Origin of the sequence: Corallococcus exiguus (assembly GCF_009909105.1) — a bacterium.
In the GTDB taxonomy this organism is placed as follows: Bacteria; Myxococcota; Myxococcia; order Myxococcales; family Myxococcaceae; genus Corallococcus; species Corallococcus exiguus.
On the sequence record NZ_JAAAPK010000008.1, the window covers coordinates 1 to 22,082 of the forward strand.

At 70.0% G+C, this 22,082-nt stretch carries 19 protein-coding genes; 10 read left to right on the forward strand and 9 right to left on the reverse strand.

Annotation, left to right across the window (positions count from 1 at the left end):
* Positions 1-337 precede the first annotated feature (337 nt).
* Positions 338-970 (reverse strand): OsmC family protein, encoded by a 633-nt coding sequence (locus tag GTZ93_RS26390; RefSeq protein ID WP_139923307.1) that lies wholly within the window; start codon positions 968-970, stop codon positions 338-340.
* A gap of 441 nt (positions 971-1,411) precedes the next feature.
* Here GTZ93_RS26390 and GTZ93_RS26395 point away from each other — a divergent pair, with 441 nt between their 5' ends.
* Positions 1,412-1,915, forward strand: a complete 504-nt coding sequence (locus tag GTZ93_RS26395; RefSeq protein WP_161663075.1) for an SRPBCC family protein — start codon at positions 1,412-1,414, stop codon at positions 1,913-1,915.
* 10 nt (positions 1,916-1,925) lie between these two features.
* Here the strand turns inward: GTZ93_RS26395 and GTZ93_RS26400 are convergent, their stop codons facing one another.
* The 4 genes from GTZ93_RS26400 to GTZ93_RS26415 all read right to left on the reverse strand — a co-directional run bounded on the left by GTZ93_RS26400 (position 1,926) and on the right by GTZ93_RS26415 (position 7,581).
* Positions 1,926-3,365 (reverse strand): cytochrome-c peroxidase, encoded by a 1,440-nt coding sequence (locus GTZ93_RS26400; protein ID WP_139923304.1) that lies wholly within the window; start codon positions 3,363-3,365, stop codon positions 1,926-1,928.
* 87 nt (positions 3,366-3,452) lie between these two features.
* Positions 3,453-3,653 (reverse strand): hypothetical protein, encoded by a 201-nt coding sequence (locus tag GTZ93_RS26405; protein WP_139923302.1) that lies wholly within the window; start codon positions 3,651-3,653, stop codon positions 3,453-3,455.
* Positions 3,654-3,848: 195 nt separating this feature from the next.
* Positions 3,849-5,870 (reverse strand): Ig-like domain-containing protein, encoded by a 2,022-nt coding sequence (locus GTZ93_RS26410; RefSeq protein WP_161663076.1) that lies wholly within the window; start codon positions 5,868-5,870, stop codon positions 3,849-3,851.
* Between the two features lie 58 nt (positions 5,871-5,928).
* Entirely contained in the window at positions 5,929-7,581 is a 1,653-nt protein-coding gene (locus GTZ93_RS26415) for an OmpA family protein (RefSeq protein ID WP_161663077.1), read from the reverse strand.
* 434 nt (positions 7,582-8,015) lie between these two features.
* On the opposite strand from GTZ93_RS26415, the gene GTZ93_RS26420 reads away from it, so the two are divergent.
* Both GTZ93_RS26420 and GTZ93_RS26425 read left to right on the forward strand, forming a co-directional pair.
* Entirely contained in the window at positions 8,016-8,843 is an 828-nt protein-coding gene (locus GTZ93_RS26420) for a PPK2 family polyphosphate kinase (protein ID WP_139918257.1), read from the forward strand.
* Positions 8,844-8,929: 86 nt separating this feature from the next.
* Positions 8,930-9,937: a fatty acid desaturase family protein gene (locus GTZ93_RS26425; RefSeq protein ID WP_121753679.1), complete on the forward strand. Its 1,008-nt coding sequence runs from the start codon at positions 8,930-8,932 to the stop codon at positions 9,935-9,937.
* Positions 9,938-9,997: 60 nt separating this feature from the next.
* Here GTZ93_RS26425 and GTZ93_RS26430 read toward each other — a convergent pair whose 3' ends face one another.
* Complete coding sequence (locus GTZ93_RS26430; RefSeq protein WP_161663078.1) at positions 9,998-10,474, reverse strand: ferritin-like domain-containing protein; 477 nt, start codon at positions 10,472-10,474, stop codon at positions 9,998-10,000.
* Positions 10,475-10,715: 241 nt separating this feature from the next.
* Here GTZ93_RS26430 and GTZ93_RS26435 point away from each other — a divergent pair, with 241 nt between their 5' ends.
* From GTZ93_RS26435 to GTZ93_RS26445, 3 genes are all read left to right on the forward strand, one after another.
* Complete coding sequence (locus GTZ93_RS26435; protein ID WP_139918260.1) at positions 10,716-13,133, forward strand: helicase-related protein; 2,418 nt, start codon at positions 10,716-10,718, stop codon at positions 13,131-13,133.
* Positions 13,130-14,113 carry a hypothetical protein gene (locus tag GTZ93_RS26440; RefSeq protein ID WP_139918262.1) on the forward strand — a complete coding sequence of 328 codons (984 nt, stop codon included), beginning with the start codon at positions 13,130-13,132 and terminating at the stop codon, positions 14,111-14,113. The genes GTZ93_RS26435 and GTZ93_RS26440 overlap by 4 nt, the downstream gene beginning before the upstream one ends.
* Before the next feature lie 121 nt (positions 14,114-14,234).
* Positions 14,235-15,953 (forward strand): B12-binding domain-containing radical SAM protein, encoded by a 1,719-nt coding sequence (locus GTZ93_RS26445; RefSeq protein ID WP_139918264.1) that lies wholly within the window; start codon positions 14,235-14,237, stop codon positions 15,951-15,953.
* Here the strand turns inward: GTZ93_RS26445 and GTZ93_RS26450 are convergent.
* The gene (locus GTZ93_RS26450) at positions 15,910-16,617 is read right to left on the reverse strand and encodes a DUF6600 domain-containing protein (protein WP_180946058.1); all 708 of its coding nucleotides are present in this window, start codon (positions 16,615-16,617) and stop codon (positions 15,910-15,912) included. The two genes, GTZ93_RS26445 and GTZ93_RS26450, sit on opposite strands and share 44 nt — an antisense overlap.
* 194 nt (positions 16,618-16,811) lie before the next feature.
* Here GTZ93_RS26450 and GTZ93_RS26455 point away from each other — a divergent pair, with 194 nt between their 5' ends.
* Positions 16,812-17,522, forward strand: coding sequence for a siderophore-interacting protein (locus GTZ93_RS26455; RefSeq protein ID WP_139918266.1), 711 nt, complete (start codon positions 16,812-16,814; stop codon positions 17,520-17,522).
* A 1-nt stretch (position 17,523) separates the two neighbouring features.
* Here the strand turns inward: GTZ93_RS26455 and GTZ93_RS26460 are convergent, their stop codons facing one another.
* Positions 17,524-17,889: a hypothetical protein gene (locus GTZ93_RS26460; RefSeq protein WP_120596694.1), complete on the reverse strand. Its 366-nt coding sequence runs from the start codon at positions 17,887-17,889 to the stop codon at positions 17,524-17,526.
* Between the two features lie 352 nt (positions 17,890-18,241).
* Between GTZ93_RS26460 and GTZ93_RS26465 the strand changes: the two genes are divergently transcribed.
* From GTZ93_RS26465 to GTZ93_RS26475, 3 genes are read left to right on the forward strand one after another with little or no spacing between them, the layout of a single operon-like run.
* The gene (locus GTZ93_RS26465; RefSeq protein ID WP_139918268.1) at positions 18,242-18,913 is read left to right on the forward strand and encodes an Isoquinoline 1-oxidoreductase subunit; all 672 of its coding nucleotides are present in this window, start codon (positions 18,242-18,244) and stop codon (positions 18,911-18,913) included.
* The gene (locus GTZ93_RS26470) at positions 18,910-19,371 is read left to right on the forward strand and encodes a (2Fe-2S)-binding protein (protein ID WP_120553579.1); all 462 of its coding nucleotides are present in this window, start codon (positions 18,910-18,912) and stop codon (positions 19,369-19,371) included. The genes GTZ93_RS26465 and GTZ93_RS26470 overlap by 4 nt, the downstream gene beginning before the upstream one ends.
* 11 nt (positions 19,372-19,382) lie before the next feature.
* Complete coding sequence (locus GTZ93_RS26475) at positions 19,383-21,650, forward strand: xanthine dehydrogenase family protein molybdopterin-binding subunit (RefSeq protein ID WP_139918270.1); 2,268 nt, start codon at positions 19,383-19,385, stop codon at positions 21,648-21,650.
* Here GTZ93_RS26475 and GTZ93_RS43475 read toward each other — a convergent pair.
* The gene (locus GTZ93_RS43475) at positions 21,598-22,056 is read right to left on the reverse strand and encodes a Kelch repeat-containing protein (RefSeq protein ID WP_455423667.1); all 459 of its coding nucleotides are present in this window, start codon (positions 22,054-22,056) and stop codon (positions 21,598-21,600) included. The genes GTZ93_RS26475 and GTZ93_RS43475 overlap by 53 nt on opposite strands.
* Positions 22,057-22,082: the final 26 nt, after the last annotated feature.

Sequence of the window (22,082 nt, forward strand, 5' to 3'; positions counted from 1 at the left end):
CCGTCAGGAACGCCCGCACCTGCTCTGCGTCAATGGCCACCTTGCGCCTCATGGTGGATGCACTCTTTGCCCGACTGCCACCTCCGCCGCACTCAGTTACCGAGCGAGCGCATGCTGATCAACTCGCTAAATGAGGGGATCCTTCAGGTACGGGCCAGCACAGGCTGGCGGTCACGCGATGATGGTCGGCGGCCCCGGATGGTTGGGGTCATGCGCCGGTGGGTCCTGGATGCCCGGCTCCACCTCCGGGTCCTGTAGGGGCGGAGGGGGTTCCCGGCGTTTGGGCTCGCCCGGAGGTGGATCCTTCTCCGGCACGGGCGGCCGGGGCGGATCAATCTCAGGCGTGGGCTTCGGTTCCGGCTCCTTCACCGGCTTCGTGGGCGGATTCGTCTGTGGATTCGTCGGCATGTGCTTCCACACTGCGCATGCCGCTCCCCCAGGGAACCACCGCGTCCGCCCCGATGGGCGCAGGTGCGTGGTTTTCGACAGGTGCGGGGGGCTCCTCGCGACGGGCGTGGGCCCAGACCTCCACCACCGGCTCGATGCGCGGGGTGAGCTGGAGCATGGAGCTGGGGAAGCACCGCGCCGGCAACCGGGCGAAGAGCTGTCGCGCGTCCTCCGCCTCCCGTGGACTGCCCACGGCCACGTGCGGCCGGACGATGAGGTCGGTGAAGTGGGCGGCCTCTTCAGGGCTCCCGCTCACCAGCCGGGCCGTGGCGGAGCTCTGGTAGAAGAGCACGCCCACGCCCGCCTCCCGGGCCGCGTCCAGGAACGCGTGCAGCGTGCGACCCTCTACCGCGCCCACGAGCAGTGCCTCCGGGTCCCACCGTCCGTCCACGGGCCCGTCTTGCTGGCTGCACAGCGGGCGGCCAATCGGAACGGGGGGCGCATGGTCGCTCGTCAGCACCGCGCCCCGGTCCCCCTGCCAGTAGAGGCGCGTTTCGTACTCGGTGATGGAAGCGGAGGTCATCGGGCATCTCCTCGGCGAAGGGGGGCATGCACCATGCGCCTTCAACAGCCATGCTCGGGCAATGCTTCACATCCCGCCAGACCCTGCCCCGCGGGGCGAGTCCCCCCAGGTGGGCCGGTGATCGCGGGGCCACACGCAGACTGACCCGGGATGCGGAGCGCTTACAACAGCCCTTTCGGACGATTCCGACTCCGCTGCCGTTGCTCCACATCACGCGCCTCAATGCCTGACATGGGGGGCGGCATGAATGCGATGCGACGCGGTGGGGGAGCGGGTCCGTTGACTGTATGGCTTTACGAGGGCTTCCAGGGCCGTACGGCCTGAGGGGAGCGCGCTCTCCCCAAGGGACACGCCCTACGCCTGGAGGCCCGCCCGTGGACGGTGGGCCGCCCTCCAGTCGCATGGCCGCCCTGGGGGCGGAGCCCCTTCTTGAGCATGTCCATGCACGAACGACCTGAGGCACTGATGGCCGAGGCCTATGCGAGTCAGCTCATCCAGGCACCCGCGGACGTGGTCTGGGACCGCGTGGGAGGCTTTGACAGCCTTCCCCGCTGGCACCCGGGCGTCGTCACCAGCGAGCGGGTGACGCGCCCCGACTCCGGCCCCTTGCGCCGGCTCACCACGCGCGACGGCGAGGTGTACCTGGAGGCGCGGTTGGCCTACGACGCGCATGCGCGCAGCTACGCGTACGAGATGGTGGAGGGCGCGCTGCCCGTGCGCGACTTCGTGGCGAAGCTGCGGGTGACGCCGGTGACGGCGACCGGGCAGACCTTCGTGGAGTGGCACGCGACCTTCAGGCTGGCGCCGGGTCACGAGGGCGAGGCGGCGGCGCTGAGCCAGTGGATCCGCGAGGAGTTCTTCGCACGGGGCCTGCGGGGACTGGCGCACACCTTCCTGCCGCCTCCGCCCCGGGTGTCGGCGCCGGAGCTGGAGTGGCGGCGCTGAGCGGCGGCGTTCACAGCCGCTGGAGGAAGCGCAGCAGATCCTTCTTCTGAGCGGGGCTGAGGGACTCCGGCGGCCCGCCCGGGAACTCGGGCGGGTGCACCGGCAGCGCGCCCACGGAAGGGATGCCCGGGAGGATGAAGCGGCTGTAGGTGTCCACCGTCTCCGCGAGCGTGGCGTGGCTGTTGTCGTGGAAGTACGGCGCGGTGCGGGCAATGCCGCGCAGGGACGGCACGTCGAAGGACTCGAACTCCGCGGGGTCTCCGCTGATCAACGCGCGTCCGGGGTCGGTGGAGTACCACTGGGCCGCGAGCGCGGGGCCCACGATGGGCGCGCCGTTCTCATCCAGCGCGGGGTTGATGTCATCCGGGTCGCCGCTCGCGGTGACGGGGATGGGGGGCAGGTCCGTGACGGCGTGCTGGCGCGTGCCGTCCGTGTAGAAGCGGAAGCGGTACTGGGGGAAGTCGACGGACGTGTTGTAGAGGGGCACGACGCCGCGCTGACCCAGGTAGGTCATGTATGCGTAGCCGGCGTTGAGGAACTCGCTGTGCGGGCGGGGTACGCGCACGGGTTCGGCCGTGCCGCCGGGCGTGACGGTGTACTGGATGTTGCCGTCGGGCTTGAGCGCGTAGAAGAGCGCGTCGTGCGTGGCGCGGTTCACGACGCGGTTGCGCGTGCGGTCGCCGTGGCAGGCCTCGCAGGCCAGGTTGTAGACGTCGCGGCCGCGCCGCTCGGACGCGTCGAGCAGGAGCAGGGCGTCCGGATCCGGGATGGCGCTCAAGGGCCAGCCGCGCTCCAGCAACTCCGAAACGAAGCGGGCGCGAGGGGAGCTGAACACGCCGCGCTCGAACGCGGCGATGCGCTGGAGCACGGCCGGAGCCACCGTGCCGCCCTGGCTGTGGCTGGTGACGGCGCTCTGGGCCTGGGTGACCAGGTCGGTTTCGCGGCCGTCGAACTGGAAGGGGCCGGAGAAGCCGGTGTCGGCGATGCTCGGCACGCCGCGCCAGACGGACACCTTGCGGTCCGGGGCGGTGATGACGTTCCCCTGAACGTCGATGACGTCCATGTTCGCGGGGAGGGGGAGCACCACGCGCACCAGGCCCTTCTTCAGGTGCTCGTAGGTGGGCACGGGGGCGGCCGGGTCATCCGCGTCGATGCGGTTGAACAGCGGATCCGCGGGGCTCCGGGCCCAGAGCGCCTCCACGTGCGCGGGCTTGAGCGCGGTGTCGTCCGCGAACACGTGGCACGTCGCGCAGGAGCGCCCGTTGGTGCCGGGCAGGGCCTCCTGGAAGTGCTTCCTGCCGGCGGCCGCCTGGGCCACGGACGCCAACTCCGCCTGGGACGTCGCGGGCCCGGCGGTGGCTTCCACGTTGGCCGCGGTGTCGGTGCAGCCCGCGAGTCCGGCGAGCGCGAAGGCGCCCAGGGTGCTCGCGATGAGTCGATGACCTGCCATGTGTTCCCCTCCCGGTTGCTGCGATGGGAGGGGAACACCGCGCGCCCCGTTTTGTGTCACCGCGAAGGCGCGCGGGGGGGAATGCCGTCAGTCCTTCCGGAGCCAATTTGGCCGGTGCTCGAACGTCCGCGGCTGGAGCTCCCGGAGCAGATGCTTGAAGACGTCCTCCCAGGCGGTGAAGGCCCGGAAGAAGACGCACGTCAGGCAGAAGACGAAGGGCGTGCGCACAGCCGTGCGGATCAACATCAGCTTCGTGGGGGAGCTATCCGCGGGGATGTGCTCCGTCACCCGAAACGCGACCCACAAGAGGCCAACGAGAACCGGGACAAGCAGGGTGGCGACGAAAGCGTCAACGAGAGGCGCGCGAAAGCGGAGGTCGGTAGGGAGAGGCATGCGGCTCACACGCAGGTTGGAGTGAAGGCAGGCACCGGGCGGCACGACTGACCGCCCCGTGCGGTTTGACTGTCAAAGCGGGGGTGAAGCTCAGGACTTGCGGCGGCGGGCGCGCGCCATCAGGCCCGCGAGCAGCGCGCCCACCCACATGGCCGGAGCAGGGGACGTGGCGCCGCATCCCAGTCCGCCGCCGAGCATCTCGTCGTAGGGCGTGCCGCCAATCACTCCGGGGTCGTTCGGATTCTGACCACCGCCGGTGCCCGGGCCCGGGTCCGTGGTGCCGCCGCCATCGGTGTTGCCGCCGTTGCCGGTGCCGCCGTCGGAGTTGCCGCCGGTGCCGCCGTCGGAGTTGCCGCCGGTGCCGCCGTCAGTGCCCGTGCCGCCGTCAGTGCCACCGCCGGCAGGGGTCATCTCCCACGTGTAGGTCGCCGCGGCGCCGACGTTGCCGGCTGCGTCCACCGCGCGGACCTGGAGGGTGTGCGTCCCGGGAGCCAGGTTCTCCAGCGTGATGTTCGCCAGGCAGTCCTGGAACTCCAGCCCGTCCACGCTGCACTGGAACGTGGCCAGCACCTCATTCGCCTCGAAGCCGAAGGAGGCCACGGTTCCGGCCAGCACCGGCGGCGGCGACGTCACCACTGAAGCCACCGGCGCCACCGTGTCCACCCTCCAGGTGTGCACGGCCGGCGTCAGGTCCGGCACCCCGTTGGGCGCGACGGCGAACACGCTGAACACGTGCACGCCATCCGCCAGGCCCTGATACGCCGCCGGGTCGGTGCAGGGCGTCGCGAACAGCGCGTCCAGGTTGCACCGGAAGGTGGCGCCCGCGTGCTCCGACGTGAAGGCGAAGTTGGCGCTGCTGCTCGGGCTGAACAGCGGCGGGCCCGCCACGATGCGCGTGTCCGCACCCGTGGTGTCCAGCGTGAAGGAGACGGTCACGGGCAGGCTGGAGTTGCCCGCCGCGTCCGTGGCCGACGCCGTCAGGAAGTGCACCCCGTCCACCAGCGTGCCCGGCACCGCGACCGTCCACTGGCCCGCGACATCCACCTCCGCCGTGCCCACCAGGACGCCGTCGATCATCAGGCGCACCACCGACCCGGGCTCACCCCGGCCGCTCACCTCCGAAGGCGAGACGGCCACCGTCGCGCCCGGCGTCACCGACGTCACCCGCGGAATCGCCGGCGCCACCGTGTCCACCGTCCAGGAGTAGGTCGTGGCCTCCGTCTCCTGGTTGCCCGCGGCGTCCCGGGCGCGAACCGCCAGCGTGTGCGGCCCGTCCGCCAGCAGGAGCGTCAGGTACGGCGAAGCGCACGGCAGGGCCAGGCCGCTGTCCAGCGCGCAGGTGAACGTGGAGTTCGGCTCCGAGGACTTGAAGGCGAACGTCGAAATCAGGGCGTTGGTGAAGGCCGGCGGCGTGGACGTGAAGGTCGTCTTCGGCGGCGTGAGGTCGATCGTCCACGAGTAGGCCGCCGGCGTGGGGTCCGTCAGCAGCCCGAGCAGGTCCTTGGAGCGCACCAGGAACTGGTGCGGGCCCTCGGCCAGGTTCGTGAAGTCGCGAGGCGTGCCACACGCCACGAAGTGGTCGTTGTCCAGCGCGCACTGGTACGACACCAGCAGCGCCGACGAGCCGAACGTGAAGCGCGCCGTCGTCTGTACGGTGGAGAGCGCCGGGCCGCTGAAGATGACCGTCTCCGGCCCCAGGGCCAGGATGCTGAACTGCACGCTCGCCGCGGGGCCCGTCTGGCCCGCGAGGTTGGTGCTCACCGCCACCAGCGAGTGCACCCCGTTGGACAGGAACTCCAGCAGGGACGGCGTGTAGCTCCAACGGCCATTCAGATCCGCCGTCACCGTCGCGGCGATCTTCCCATCCAGGGTCAGCGTCACCTTCGCGCCGACCTCCGCGGTGCCGCTGTAGAACGGCAGCGCGGTGGACAGCAGCACCCCCAGCGTAGGGGTCAGGATGACGGGCGCCGCGGGGGGCACGTCAGGAAGCGCCGCGGCCAGCTGGCCCGGAGACACGGCGGTGGTGAGAGGCGACGCTTCGGCGGTCGCACGCGTATTCAGGCAAAGCGCGGCCAGGGCCCCCACGAGGAGGCGATAGGAAGAGGTAGTCATTGAGTTTCCGGGAAAGAAGGATGCTGTGAAAGAGTTGTGAAAGGGATTGGGCCGCGGCTCAGTCGCGCGAGACGTGGCCGGAGGTGGGCTCCGACTCGATGTGGAACTCCACGCGGCGATTGAGCTCACGGCCGGACGAGGTGTCATTGGACGCGACGGGAGCGTCCGGGCCACGGCCGGCGGCCATCAGCCGGTCCGCCGGGACACCGCGCATCGCCAGGCACTGGACGACCGCGGAGGCGCGTTGCTGGGACAGCGTCCGGTTGGTCTCCGGACGGCCGCGCGAATCCGTGTGGCCCTCCACCAGGATGTGTTTCAGCTCCGGGTGGCTGATGAGCACCTTCGCCACCTGGTCCAGCAGGTTGAACGAACGCGGCAGCACGCGCGCCTTGCCAGAGGCGAAGTAGACCTTCTCGCGGATCTCCAGCCGGTCCTGGGTGATGACCACCAGCTGCTTCTGCTTCGCCGGGCAGCCCTGGTTCGACGCGGGACCGGCCACCATCGGGCAGTTGTCCACTACGTCCGCCACGGCGTCGCCGTCGTTGTCCGCCTCCGGGCAGCCATCATCGTCTAGGAAGCCGTCGCGGTCCTCGGGGTCCACCGGGCAGTGGTCCTTGGCGTTGGCCACGCCGTCGTTGTCGTCATCCAGGTCCGGGCACTGCTCCAGCGAATGGCTCTGGTTCGGGGCGCACACGTCCACCACCGCCACCGGCGGGGCCACCGGAGCCGGCTCCGGAGCTTCGGTGACCACCACCGGGGCGGGTGCGGGCGTGGGGGGAAGGGCTTCCGCGATGCGGGGACGCATCACCGGCTGGACCGCCTGGAGCGCGGACACCGACAGGCCGGCCATCACGCGGAAGGCGGGCGTGCCCGGCGCGGTGCCCAGGCCGGGGCCGCCCAGCGCGAACACCTCCATCCGGGAGCCCAGCGCGTAGCGGCCGCCCGCCAGCAGCTCCATGGGCATGGGGCTGTCCGTCAGGGGGACCGCGGAGCGCAGGCCCAGCTCACCGCGCAGCTTGTGGCCCGTGGTGGCCACGGTGGCCGCCCAGGGCAGCTCCGAGCCGACCGCGTTCGAACCCACCGCCGTGCGGTTGCGCAGCCGGACGCCCGCCTCCAGGCCCAGCACCACCAGACCCACCGTGCGGCCTGCGGACACGCGCGGCGTCACGTCCCAGCCGCCGCTGCCCTGGAGCGCGTCCTTGTTGCCCACGGGCAGGCCCACCGCCAGCTCCGCCGCCAGTGACACCGGCGCGGACGCTTCATCCAGGAGCCCCAGCCGGCCCTGCAACACCGGCGTCCCCAGGCCCCACGACGAGGGGGACGTCATGCCCACGTTGGAGAACCCGCGCGTGCCCTGGTGGGCCATGAGGGGGAGGATGGCGCCCACCTCGAACCGCTTGCTCACCGTATAGGTGCCCGCCAGCTGCACTTGCGTACGCGACCCGACGAGCGAGTCCATCCGCTCTCCATCGCGGTAGAGCGTGAGCGGCGAGCGCTCGTAGTGCGCCGCCAGGGCCAGGCGCAGCTCACCGGGCTCGCGCAGGCTGCCTGCCGCCGTGCCGAGCGCGGCGCGCGACGTGGGGTTGAGGCTCAGCCGCTCCAGGTCGAAAGCAGGGGCGGTGGTCGAGGCGGCGCTGGCCAGGGAGGGCAGCAGGGCCAGGGTGGACAACAAACGAAGGCGGGTCGGCAGGAGCATTGAGGTTCGGAACATCTGGCTCTCGTGATGTGGCGGGTCGGGCTGGCGACAGGGGGAACGAAAGCTGGACGGGCGAGATGCGGATTTGTGAGGGATTGATTTCTGGAGATTTGTTGGGACCGCCAGGGCAGCTCTTGAGCCTGGTTTTGCCGCTTGTCGCGGAGGCAATCGCAAGCAGTGAAACAGCCGCATTGCTGGAGTGTGACTGGATTCGGGGGCTCGCGGAGCACCTGGCGGGGCGCCTTGTCTGGATTCAAGAACCAGGATCTGGAAACTGGACAGCCTGCCGGCCCAAGAGGGAGGCGGCACGCTGTCCTGCCGCCACCACCTGTGCCGGATGGTCCTTGAAAGGTTCGACTCGGACGTTCTGCCGCCGTCCTGGCTCGGAACGGTGTGAATCCGCCTTCGCTCAGGGCACGCTTGCGCCCACACCAGGAGCGAAGGGGACCATGGACATCATCCGCAACGACAAGCAGGGCGCGAAGGTGAAGCTGGAGCGCACCCCCACGGGACCGCCGAAGAAGACGGACAAGGAGGTGGCCAAGACGGAGTTCGACGTGCTGGGCGAGGAGCTGTTCGATCTTCAGGACCTGCTGTGGGGCGCGAAGATGAACTCCGTCCTCATCGTCCTGCAGGGGCGCGACACCGCCGGCAAGGACGGCACCATCAAGCACGTGGTGGGCAGCCTCAATCCGCGCGGGGTGAGCGTCATCTCCTTTGGGGTGCCCAGCACGGAGGAGCGGGAGCACGACTTCCTCTGGCGCGTGCACTGCAAGACCCCGCGCCTGGGCGAGTTCTCCATCTTCAACCGCTCCCACTATGAAGATGTGCTCGTGGCGCGGGTGAACAACCTGGTGCCCAAGGAACTCTGGAAGGTGCGCTACCAGCACATCCGCGACTTCGAGACCCTGCTCACGGAGCACGGCACCATCGTCCTCAAGTTCTTCCTCCACATCAGCCAGGAGGAGCAGGAGAAGCGGCTGCTGGCGCGCGAGGAGGAGCCGCGCAAGGCGTGGAAGATCGCCGCGGGCGACTGGGAGGACCGCAAGCACTGGGCGGACTACACGCGCGCCTATGAGGATGTCTTCGCCCTCACGTCCACCGAGCAGGCGCCCTGGCACCTGGTGCCCTCGGACGCCAAGTGGTACCGCAACCTGGTGGTGGCCCGCGCCGTGGCGGAGGCCCTGCGCCCCTACCGTGAAACCTGGCAGGCCCGGCTGGACGAGGTGGGCAAGCAGAAGAAAGCGGAGCTTCGCGCCTGGCGTAAGAAGCGCTGACCCGGCCGTGACATGGGGATGGGACAACGCTCGCGGTCATCCGTCCCGGTGTGTCGCCGGGCGGGCACCGCCGGAGCCCTGTCCCCATGGAACGAACCGCGTCGCCATCGAGCAAGGACCTCATTGCCCGCACGCGTCCCTACGCGGCCCAGGACACCGCGCGCTCCCTCTGGGCGCTCGGCTCCACCTACGCCGCGCTCGTGGGCGCGGTGGTGCTGGCGGTGGCCGCGCCCTGGTGGCCCCTGCGCATCGTGGGCGGCCTCATTGAAGCGCTGGTGCTCATCCGCTGCTTCATCCTCTTCCACGACGCGATGCACGGGGCGCTCCTGCCGAAGTCCCGGTGGGCCAAGGCGCTCTTCCAGGTGCAGGGGCTGCTCACGCTCACCCCGTCGCGCATCTGGAATGACACGCACAACCATCACCACGCCAACACCGCCCGTATCGCGGCGGATTCGGCGGGCACCTTCGCCACCTGGACCACGGAGCAATGGCGCAAGGCCACCGGCGCACAGCGCCTGGGCTACGTGGTGGAGCGCCACCCGGTGACGCAGCTGTTCGGCTACTTCACCGCGTTCCTCTACAGCCTGTGCCTCCAGCCGTTCGTGAAGAACCCGAAGCGCTACTGGACGTCCGGGCTGGCGCTGGGCGTGCACGTGGCCCTGTCCGCGGCTGTCTGGCATGGGTTTGGCCTGGGCGTCTATCTCACGGCCTTCCTGGGGCCGCTGTTCGCCGCGTACGCGCTGGGCACGTACCTGTTCTACGCGCAGCACAACTTCGACGAGGTGGCCATCCTGCCGGAGGCGTCGTGGAGCCATGCGGACGCGGCGCTGGAGGCCAGCAGCTACATGCGCTTCGGGCCGGTGATGGAGTGGTTCACGGGCAACATCGGCTACCACCACGTCCACCACCTCAACCCGCGCATCCCGTTCTACCGGCTGCCGGAGGCGATGGCGTCCATCCCGGAGCTCCAGGGGCCGCACGTCACCACGCTCACGCTGAAGGACATCGTGGGGTGCCTGCGGCTGAACCTGTGGGATCCGTCGCTGAAGCGGATGGTGCGCTACCGCGACGTGCAGGTGGCACCGGGCGCCTGAGGATCCTCGGCCCGGCGGGTCCGTTCGGGACCCGCCCGAGGAACCCACCGGGCCGGGGTCTCAAGGCTTCAGCAGCGCGTGCAGGGCGTTGGCGTGGGCCTCCTCTTCGTCGAGGAGTTCCTCCAGCAGCCGCCGCGTGGTGGGGTCGCGTTCCGCGAAGTAGGGGATGAGGTCGCGGTACGACGCGATGGCGACGCGCTCCGCTTCCAGGTTCTCGCGCAGCAGCTCCACCAGCGTCCGCCCTTCGTCGTCCTGGGTGTCACCACTGGACATGAGCCCTCCAAGGTTGAAATCCGGCCGGCCGCCCAGCTGCTGGATGCGCTCGACGAGCCTGAGCGCGTGGTCCTGTTCGTCGCGAGCGTGCAGGCCGAACGCGGCCTTCATCGCCTCGTGACACGCGCCTCCCGCCAACAGGGCGTGGCGCGTGTAGCGCCGCACGCAGACGACCTTGGTCGCCAGTGCGGCGTTGAGCAGCGTGATGCGGACCCCCAGCTCCCCCGGGTCGGTCTCGGACGGCTGCGAATGCGTGTCGGCCATGGCATTGCCCCCGGGCGGCTGCGTGTCCGGAAGCTGGGGGGCCCGGGCGGCGCCGTCCATCCCATCTGCCCCCGCGTGCCGGGAGCGCCGCGCCTGTCCGTCCCGCCCCGGGGCCCGTTGTATCTGGCAAGGGCCTTTCGCGGACGCCTGCTTCCACGCAGGGCGCGGGCAGGGACGTTGTCCGCGAACATCCCTTGCGGCCTCCAGGGCGGAGGAGGGGCTTCGGGGTTAGTCTTCGCCCATGAGCTCGAGCCCATCCAGCCGGCCGTCCGTCGTCGTGGCGGAGCTGGGGCCCACGAACACCGGGAAGACGTTTCGCGCCATCGAACGGATGCTCGAGCACGACTCCGGCATCATCGGGTTGCCGCTCCGCCTGCTCGCCCGTGAGGTCTACGACCGGGTAACCGCGAAGGTGGGCGAGGGCCGGGTCGCGCTGATGACGGGCGAGGAGAAGCGCATCCCGCCCCGGCCCGACTATTGGATCTGCACCGTGGAGGCGATGCCGACCGACCGGGAGGTGGACTTCCTCGCGGTGGATGAAATCCAGCTCGCCGCGCACCGGGAGCGCGGGCACGTCTTCACGGACCGGCTGCTGCACGCGCGCGGCCGCAAGGAGACCTGGTTCCTGGGCGCGGACACCATGCGGCCCATGGTGCAGGCGCTGATTCCCCATGCGTCCACGAAGCGCGCCATGCGCCTGTCGCAGCTGCGCTATGCCGGGCGCCGCTCGCTGAAGAGCCTGCCTCCGCGCTCGGCGGTGGTCGCGTTCTCCGCGGACCGCGTCTATGAGCTGGCCGAAGCGCTGCGCCGTCTGCGGGGCGGGGTGGCGGTGGTGCTGGGCGCGCTGTCACCGCGGACGCGCAACGCGCAGGTGGCCATGTATCAATCCGGCGAGGTCCAGTACCTCGTGGCCACGGATGCCATTGGCATGGGGTTGAACCTGGACCTCAACCACGTGGCCTTCGCGACGCTCTCCAAGTACGACGGCGCCGAACAGCGTGACCTGTATCCGGACGAACTGGCGCAGATCGCCGGCCGCGCGGGGCGCCACCTCAACGACGGGAGCTTCGGCGCGCTGAACACGCTGCCGGAGCTGCCGCCGCGCATCGTCTCCGCCATCGAAACCCACCGCTTCCCGGCCGTGCGCAGCCTCGTCTGGCGCAATTCCTCGCTCGACTTCGCAAGCCCGGAGGCGCTGCTGGATTCATTGTCGCGGGCGCCTCGCGACAGCGCCTTCGTCCGGGTGGAGCGCGCGGACGACTTCGATGCGCTCAAGGGCCTGTCGGCGGTGCCGGCCATCCGCGAGCTCACCACCGACAAGGCGTCCGTGGAGCTCTTGTGGCAGGTCTGCCAGGTGCCGGACTTCCGCAAGGGCCTCTTCGGGCAGCACGTCGCGCTGCTGCGCGAGACGTTCCTCCAGCTGACAGCCGGGGACGGGAAGCTGGATCCGACGTGGCTGGGCCGGCAGGTGTCACCGCTGGACGATGCCTCCGGGGACATCCACACGCTGATGGACCGGCTCGCGGCCATCCGCATCTGGACGTACATCAGCCATCGTCCGGGCTGGCTGAATGACGCGGAAGACTGGCAGGAGCGCACGCGCCGCATCGAGGACGCGCTGGGAGACGCCCTGCATGAGCGGCTGGTGGAGCGCTTCGTGCAACGGGCCGCGAGGAGGAGCGCGCGCCGCTTCGTGAGGGCCAGCACGCAGCCGCAGGCCGGTGCTTCGGACAATCCCTTCGCGAAGCTGGGGCTCCTGTTGACGGAGGTTCCGGGCGCGGAAGGCGCGTTGATGACGGAGGAGCAGTTCGTCCAGCGCGTGGTGGACGCGACGCACGACGCCTTTGAAGTGGACGCGACGGGGCGAATCTCCTTCGAGGCGCAGCCGCTGGCCCGGCTGGTGCGGGGGCGCGACCGGCGCTCGCCGCAGCTGGCGTTGGCGGAGCCGGAGGTGTGGACGGGAGGCGCGCGTCAGCGATTGGAGCGCCGGTTGGTGGCGTTGGCGAGGGACCTGGTCACGGAGGCCATGGGAGGCTTTCCCGCGGAGTCCTTCACGAGCGCGAGCCGCTCACCGGCGACGCGAGCCGTGGCCTACCAGCTGGCGGAAGGGCTGGGCGTCATCTCCCAGGGCGAAGCGCGCGAACAGTGGCGGCTCCTGGACGAGGAGTCGCGCGAGCGGCTGAAGACGCAGGGCGTCCACGAGGGCCAGCGGTTCCTCTATGTCACCCAGGCCCTGTCACCCCAGGCTCTGGAGCGGCGGGCCATGTTGACGGCGCTGTTCCAGCAGGCGCCGTGTCCGCAGGGCATTCCCCAGGAGCCGGCGCTGAACGGTTCCGCGCTGGCCGGCCGGAGCGCGCGGGCCTTCGGCTACGAGGTCATCGGGCCGGTGGCGCTGCGCATCGACATCGTCGAGCGGCTGGGAGAGGGATTGCGGAACCCGCAGGGCGCGAAGCAGGTGCAGGCGCTCATGCAACAACTGCGATTGGAGGGCGGCGTCCGCGCGCAGGTGCTGCGGGCGTTGGGCGGACAGCCTCAGGGTGCTGCATCGAAGAAGCGGCGGCGCAGGCGGGGACGGAAACCGTCGGCGACGGCGCCGGATACGAGTGGTGTTCGCGGTCGTGAGACGGCAGGCTCGGGCCGGCTCAACGACCGCCCATGAAAGCATTCCTCTTCTTCGCTGGAAGCGTCCTCGCGCTCTACGTCGGAATGCTCGTCGTGGTGCTTGCGAACTCCCAGGGACCCTATCTCGACGCGTTCTTCGTGATGGGGTTCGGCTACATCGCCGTCGTCGGTGGGGTGGTCGCCGCAGGGGTGATCGCGCTGGGCGGAGCGCTGATGCTCCTCTGGCAGCACTTCATCGCGAAGAACCCGAAGGTATCCGGGGCGGGCGTCGTGTTCGCCTGCATCATCCTGGCGGTCGCGGCCGGCTTGGTCGTGAAGAAGGTCCTGGAGCCCTCCTTCGCGGAGGAGCTGGCGGCCCAGCGGGCCATCGCGCTGCGCTACGCCATCGAGCACCACGACGTGCAGGTGTTCACGTGGGCGGTCCTGGATCGGCTCCAGGACAGGAACGCGGCCGAGGCCGAGCGCTTCATCGCCGCGAGTCCCTTCACGGAGGAGGAGGTCATCCAGTATCAGCTCGCGACCTATACTGGAATGGACCCCAGGCAGTGCCTCTTCCTGGCGCGGCTGGGCGGGCGTCACGAGGACTTCCTCGCGAAGCTGCCGTATCGCTTGCGCGTTCGATACCGGAGCTATGAACGCTTCTGCGTCGGTGACCTGATGGGGCTGGATCAGAGCGGAGAAGCCTTCTTCTACGCGTTTCGGTCGTTCCACGATTTGGGGGCCACGCCGGAGCAGCAGGCCCCAGAGAGCACCGCCCCGGTGTTCAAGGCCGCGAGCGAGCTCAGCGCAGACATCCGCTCCCGCGTTTCCCCGATGTTCCTCCTGTTGACCCTCCCGTACCTGGAGGTGTTCCGGACCGCCGGGCAAATGGGGCTCAACGACAAGGACAAGGCGCTGAGGCGGTCATCCCTGGTCCTGCTCCGGCAGCAGGGCATGGAGCTCAACGCCGAGGAGAAACAGGACGCGGAGCTCCAGGCCGCGCTGCGCGCCGCGAACCTGGCCGAACTGCTGGAGTGAGGGGCCGTCCAGGGAGCAGGCCGGCGGCCTGGGAGGAGGGGAGGCGACGAATCCACGCGGGGCCTGCCCGGATTCGCCTATACGCTGGCCTTCGTCTCCCTCCCAGTCCGGTGGTCGTCCCATGAGCAGTGGTCGTGCCCTCTCACCAGTCCTCCTCGTCGGTGCCGGAACGGGCGAAGCCACGTGCGGCATCCTCTACCTGGCGAGCTACCTGCGGCGCGGCGGGATTGAAGCCTTCGTGCGCCTGTGGGACGGGGACGAAAGCGCAGGGGACGTGACGCAGTCCTTCGAGCGCCTCATCGCCCGTGTTCGCCCGAAGCTCATCGGCATCAGCCTCAAGTGGTTCCACCACGTGGACCGCGCGCTGCTCATCGCCCGGACCATCCGGAAGATCGACCCGTCCATCCGCATCGTCGTGGGAGGCAACTCCGCGTCGTACTGGTGGAAGGAGTTGAGCGGCTACGACTGCATCGACCACGTCATCCTGGGCGATGGGGAAGTCCCCCTGCTGGCGCTCTGCAACGGAGAGGAAGCCCCGCCCAACTGCGTGACGCGGACGCCGGACGGCCGTCCCCGCCGGTTGCCGCTGGCGTACGTGCAGCGCTCGACCAACACGCAGGACGTCTACTACTCGCACTTCAACGAGATCTTCCTCAGCCAGATGGACGCACACTCCTTCTCCGGCTGGGTCGCGCCTGGGAAGGGCTGCGGCGAGAACTGCCTCTATTGCGGCGGGGCGCGAGGCAACCAGAAGGCGGACTTCGGACGCGCGAAGCCGTTCCTGCGCGCCGAGGAGAACGTGCGCAAGGATCACCAGGAGATCGCCAGCCGGACGTGGCAGATGCGCTACGACTTCGCGGGCAGCACTGCGGAGTTCCTGGGGAGCACCTGGGCGGGCGTGGACCTGTCGCGCCACTGCTGCACGTACTTCCTCTGGGGCGTGCCGCGCGTGGAGCTGGTCTCGGCGTTGGCGGAGACCTTCCAGCGCATCTACATGGTCATCGACATCGGCTGCTTCTCCGAACAGCAGAGGCTGGAGCAGATGTCCAAGGGCCTGCTCAAGCCTTGCGCGAAGGACCGCGAGCTGCTGGAGGTCATCGAGTCCGCCCGCCGCCATCCGAACGTGGAGATTGAAATCTCTGGCATCGGGGGCCTTCCGTTCACGAGCCGGGAGCGGCTGGCGGAGGAGCTGCGGCTGGTGGAACGCATCATCGGCCTGGACTGCGTGGTGGGCTACCAGCGGCTGGAGGCGCAGCCCGGGGCGCTCGTCACGGAGCACCCCGCGCGCTTCGACATGGTGACGGAGGCGAAGACGTTCGCGGAGTTCCTCGGCTACTTCGAGCGCCGCGAGCCCGGCGACGTGTCCGTGCCGATGATCCGCTTCAAGGACAAGGAGCTGGAAGCGGCGGTGCAGCGCAATTCGGACCGGGTGGACGCGCTGGCCTGGAAGCACCGGGACGCGAGGAAGCACGTCGACCTCCACGGGCGCACGCGGCTCAAGAACACCGCGTCCTCGGTGGAGCGCTTCACGCTGGGGGACTGGCTGGGCAGCCACCGGGCCCCCGCGAAGATGGCGAAGGAGCCGGTGACGGTCCTGCGCTCGGTGGACGGAATCACGTTGAGCTGCGCGCCGTCCGTCAACCCGCGAAGGTTCACCGACCCCACGCTGACCCAGGGCGATGACGGCGCCATCCTCCTCGCCGCCCTGGCCGCCTTCGAAAAGCCCACCACCGTCTCCAGCGCGGTGACGCACCTGGGTGCCAAGGAGAGGCTGGATCCGCACTCCGCCCGAGAGGTCATCGACCATCTGGTGGACGGACGCTTCCTCCAGCCGGCATAGGCGCAGCGCCTTCAGGGCTCGTGGCCGATGCACGCGGTGGATGACCCGTGGGCGGAGTCATCGGCCTCGCGAGCGGCACCTCCTGTCCGGTGACCCGTGCAACCTCCTCCGGCTCCGGCCCCCGGTTCCAGTACCCCTCGCGGGCCACCACGTGCTCGCCCACGGGCTGCGTCTGCCGCATCAGGTTCTGGACCTGCGCTTCCGGAAGGAGATGCGACTCCACGTCGGGCTGCACGAAGTTGTTCGCGCTCACGAACCTCCAGCTCAACCCGGTGCTGAAGCCCGGCGGCGAGAGGGGCTGCCAGCCAACGAAGCCATTCCCCCAACGCCAGTCCACCCAGGCAGGAGCCCACTCACTGTCGGGCCACCACAGCCAGCCCTCCTCCGGCGTGGTGAACCACCGGCCATAGTGGAACGGCGCCCAGCCCCAGTTCCAATCGCTCTCGAAGGTCCATCCCCAGTCGCTGGAAACCCACCGGCCGGCGGTGGAATACGGGGTGAAGCCCACGCCCACCTCGTTCGGGTCCGGCCGCCAGACCCAGCCGACGTCCGGCAGGTCCATCCAGGTGCCGTAGGGCGCCAGTACCTCCCGGAACTGGGACATGGGGTTGTCCAGCGGCGTCGAGCTCGACGTCACCTGCGGCCCGAATTCATCCGGGCCCATCGCACAGCCTCCGCCTGCCAGGATGGCAAGGACAGTGGCGCCGCCGGTCCGAAGCCAGCGCACCCGGGGATGCCAGGGGCCCATGTCCGGTTCCTTTCGTGGGGGTCTCTGCCCTGCAAGGTGAGGACGCCTTCACGCAACTTCACGAGCCGTGCACGTGCAGGAGGCGTATGAACGCCTGAACGGAGGCTCCAATGGCAAACGCCAAGGCCATGCTCGGAAGCATGCTGGGCCGGTTTCTCTTCACCGAAGCGAAGGTGACCCAGGTGCGCGAAGTCTCGCGCGCCTTTCGACAGATTGACTGTGAAGGGCCCGCGCTGCGGGGGCAGGGATGGAGCCCCGGCGACAAGGTGCAGGTGTTCCTGCCAGGGCTGGGCATGCGCACGTACACGCCGCTGTCGTGGGACGAAGCGCGAGGGGCCACGGCCTTCCTGGTGTACCTGCACGGCGACAGCCCGGGAGCGAAGTGGGGCCGCGATGTGCGCACCGGGGACACGGTGCAGTTCTTCGGCCCCCGGCGCTCGGTGGCGCTGGAGTCCGGCGACGCGCCGGTGGTGCTCTTCGGTGACGAGACGTCCTTCGCGGTGGCGCACGCGTTCCGCACCGGAGCGAAGCGCGACGTCACCCCCATCTTCGAGGTGACACGCCGCGAGGACTGCGCGCCCGCGCTGCGCGAGCTGGGCTTCGAGGGCCAGGACGTGGAGCGCACGGCAGGCGACGCGCACCTGACGCAAGTCCACGAACGGCTGCGCGAAGTCCTGCGCACGAAGCCCGGCGCGACGCTGGTGATGACAGGCCGGGCGCAGTCCATCCAGGCCCTGCGCTCGCGGCTGCGCGGCGACGGCGAACGCGCCACGTCGAAGGTGAAGGCCTACTGGGCGGTGGGCAAGACGGGGCTCGACTGATTCAGGCCGGAGCGAACTGGAGGCCGCGCAGGAAGTCGTCGCGGCCCCGGGTCACGCCCGCGGGACGGCGCTTGGACTTCTGCCGCAGGAAGCGCGAGGCGTCCTGGCGGCGGTAGCAGGTGAGGAGCCGGTCCTCGTCATTGAGGATGAGGATCCACCCCCGCGCCTGCCGCGCCAATGACGAGTCACGCAGCGCGACCGGCAGGTCTCGCTCGTGCACGGTGAGGTGGGTGGCACCACACGCCCGGGCGGGGGTGCCGAACTCGAGGATGAACGCGATGACCTCCTCGCGCAGCCTCCAACGGGCACACTGCTCGACGAAGAGGCGGGTGAGGGAGAACAGGGACGACGCGGGGCTCTGGCGCATGGCGGGCTATCTCCTTGCGTTCTTCCCAATACACATGGCGTTCCAACACCCCGCGCATGCGATTCCGCGCACTTGCGCGGCACCCCCAGCGGCCCCGAAAGACATTCCGTCAATCCCGCCCGCGGCCCGTGTCACCCAGGCACGAAGCCTTCACGAAGGCTGCCGTCCCTCACGGTGCGTGATGACACCGCCCACTCGCAGGGTTGGCCGCGTTCTGAAGAAAACCTTCACAGGCCATGCGGCATTTTGACAGGCTCGTGGAGGGCGGGACCGGGGCAGCATGGCCCGTCCGGCCTCGCGACGCTGCGTGTGAGGCCGGACGACCTCTGGCCGAAGGGATGGACGGGGCACGATGAATCTTCGCTCGAAGGCACTGGGAGCCGTGCTGGGCGCGGGGGCGGCGGCGCTGTCGCTGTCGCTCCTGATCAGCGCGGGATGTGGAGGCCGCGCGGCGCATCCGTCCGTGGTGCCGCCGCCCGCGAATCCACAGGCGCTCCGGCCGCCGGAGGCCTTCGCGGGCATTGGCGACAAGAAGGAGCGCTCGCAAGCGCTGTTCCTGGAGGCGAGCCGGGTCATGCTGCATCCCCGCTGCGTCAACTGCCACCCCGTGGGCGACAGTCCGCTGCAGGGCGAAGAGGGCAAGGTGCACGACCCGCCGGTGGTCCGGGGCTCCGAGGACCAGGGCGTGCCCGGCCTGGAGTGCACCTCCTGCCATCAGGACCGCAACGCGCAGCTGGCGCGGATCCCCGGCGCGCCCAAGTGGCACGTGGCGCCCAAGGTGATGGCGTGGGAGGGGCGCACGCCGCGCGCGCTGTGCGAACAGTTGAAGGACCCGGCGCGCAACGGCGGCAAGAGTCTGGCGGAATTGATTGAGCACTCGGCGCATGACGAGCTGGTGGGCTGGGGCTGGAAGCCCGGGGCGGACCGGGTTCCGGCGCCGGGGACGCAGGCGGAGTTCGGGGCCCTGGTGGCCGCGTGGGTGAAGGACGGCGCGGAGTGCCCGCGCGAGGAGAGCCGACCGTGAGCATCCGTCTGCGAGTGAATGGGACCGAGCACGTGCTGGACGTGGATCCGGAGATGCCGTTGCTCTGGGCGCTGCGCGACGTGCTGACGTTGACGGGCACGAAGTACGGCTGCGGCCAGGCGCTCTGCGGCGCGTGCGTGGTGCACATCGACGGCGCGGCGGTGCGCTCGTGCGTGACGCCGGTGCGCCGCGCGGACGGCCGCGAGGTGATGACCATCGAGGGCCTGTCGCCAGATGGCTCGCATCCGTTGCAGAAGGCGTGGGTGGACCTGGCGGTGCCGCAGTGTGGCTTCTGTCAGGCGGGGCAGATCATGACGGCGGCGGCGCTGCTGGCGAAGAAGCCGAAGCCCACCGACGCGGAGATCGATCAATCGCTGGCGGGCAACCTCTGCCGCTGCGGGACATATACGCGCATCCGCACCGCCGTGAAGAAGGCGGCGGGACTGCCGACGGAGTGAGGGCCGCCACCATGCAAGACACTCGCATCCGTCTGTCGCGCCGTTCCGTGCTCGAAGGAATGGGACTCGTGGCCGCGGGCCTGGGGCTGGAGGTGTTCCTGCCCGCGAGGGCCCACGCCGCGCCCATGCCCACGTCGCTGCCGGAAGTGCCCACGGGGGGACTCAGGGCCAACGTCTTCGTGCACGTGGCGCCGGACGGCGTGGTGACCATCGTCTGTCACCGCTCGGAGATGGGGCAGGGCGTGCGCAGCTCGCTGCCGGTGCTCATCGCGGACGAGCTGGGCGCGGACATGGCCCACGTGAAGGTGGTCCAGGGCGACGGCGACGAGGCCTACGGAGACCAGAACACGGACGGCTCCAGCAGCGTGCGGAAGATCTTCGACGACCTGCGCTACGCGGGCGCGACGGCGCGCACGATGCTGGTGGCGGTGGCGGCGAAGCGCTGGAAGGTGGCGCCCACGGAGTGCGAGGCGCGCGACCACGCCGTCTTCCACAAGGGCTCGCAGCGGACGCTGAAGTTCGGTGAGCTGGCCGGTGACGCGGCGAAGCTGAAGGTGCCCAAGAAGGACGCGGTGACGCTCCGTCCGCGCAGCGAGCTCAAGCACCTGGGCAAGGAGCTGCCGCTGCTGGACGGGCCGGACATCGTGACGGGCCGGGCGGTGTTCGGCGCGGACGTCGTGTTGCCGGGGATGCGCACGGCGGTCATCGCGCGTCCGCCCGTGGCGGGAGGCAAGGTGGCCCGCTACGACGCGACGAAGACGCTGGCGGTGCCGGGCGTGCGGCAGGTGGTGGAGCTGCCGGCGGCGACGAAGCCCTTCCTGTTCCAGCCGCTGGGAGGCCTGGCGGTGGTGGCGGACAACACCTGGGCGGCGATGAAGGGCCGCGCGGCGCTGGACGTGACGTGGGAGGGCGGGGACAACGCCGTCTACGACTCGGAGGCGTACCGCGAGCAGCTGCTGGAGGTGATTGGCAAGCCGGGCAAGGTGGTGCGCAACGTCGGCGACGCGCCAGGAGCGCTAGCGAAGGCGGCGAAGCGGGTGCAGGCCACGTACAACACGCCGCACCTGGCGCACGCGCCCATGGAGCCGCCCGCGGCGGTTGCGAAGGTGGAGAACGGCACCTGCGAGGTGTGGGCCACGACGCAGAACCCGCAGGCCGCGCGCAGCGAGGTGGCGAAGGCGCTGGGCCTCGACCCGTCGAAGGTGATCATCCACGTGACGCTGTTGGGTGGCGGGTTCGGCCGCAAGTCGAAGCCGGACTACGTGGTGGAGGCTGCGCTGGTGGCGAAGGCGGTGGGCGCGCCGGTGCGCCTGCAGTGGACGCGCGAGGACGACGTGCGCCACGACTACTACCACTCCACGAGCGCGCAGCGGCTGGAGGCCGGCCTGGACGCGAACGGCAAGGTGGTGGCGTGGCACCAGCGCATCGCGTTCCCGCCCATCGGCTCCACGTTCTCCGACGCGACGTTCGCGGGGGACGGAGAGATGGGGCAGGGCATCGTGGACCTGCCGCTGGCCATCCCGGACATCCGGATGGAGAACTGCGAGGCGCGAGCGCACACGCGCATCGGCTGGCTGCGGTCCGTGGCGAACATCTACCACGCGTTCGCGGTGCAGAGTTTCATCGACGAGCTGGCGCACGAGCGCGGCACGGATCCGCGAGACACGTTGCTGGAGGTGCTGGGGCCGTCGCGCATCGTGACGCCCAAGGACCTGGGCGTGGCGAAGGTGCCGAACTACGGCCAGTCCCTGGACGAGCACCCGGTGGACACGGCGCGGCTGCGCAGGGTGATTGAAAGGGTGACGGGCCTGTCTCGCTGGGACGAGCGCAAGCGGGAAGGAAGGGCGCTGGGGCTGGCGGCGCACCGCAGCTTCCTGACGTACGTGGCGGTGGTGGTGTCGGTGGTGAAGGACGCGGACGAGCGCATCCGGGTGGACGAGGCGTGGATCGTCGCGGACGCGGGCACCATCGTGAACATGGAGCGCGTGCGGGCGCAGATGGAAGGCGCGGTGGTGTTCGGCCTGAGCCTGGGGCTCTACGGCGCCATCACGATGAAGGACGGCGCCGTGGTGGAGAGCAACTTCCGCGACTACCGCCTGGCGCGCATCGCGGAGACGCCGAGGCGCATCCACGTGGACATCATCCCCAGCGACGGCCGCCCCGGAGGCGTGGGAGAGCCCGGAGTGCCCCCCGTGGCCCCGGCCCTGGCCAACGCGGTGTTCGCGCTCACGGGCACCCGCGTGCGCGAACTGCCGTTGGTGAAGACCGTGAAGGTGTAGGCGGAAGCCCCGCCGTCACGGCACCCACAGGGCGCCATCCGACAGGGGGGTATCCGCACCGCCCCCAGACGTACATCACGCCGTCGATCCACACCGCGGAGTGCGCATAGCGGTTCGCGGGGGCTTTGACGAAGTTCATGGTCGTCCAGAGGTCTTCCTTCGCGTGGTAGATGGCCCCATCCCTGAACACACGCGGCGCTCGGGCATCCTTGCCGCCCCAGACCAGCATCTGCGTGCCGGTCCAGAGGGCTGTGTGTCCCCAGCGCGGAGCGGGCGCGTAATCGGACTTGATGGGGGGGCTCCAGGCGTCGCTCGCGGGGGCATAGGTCGCGCCGTCGCCACAGGGAGCATCGGGGCCACCGCAGCCAAGCCCGCCCCAGACCATCATCTTCTCGCCGGTCCACACCGCCGGCTGAAGCAGACACGGACGAT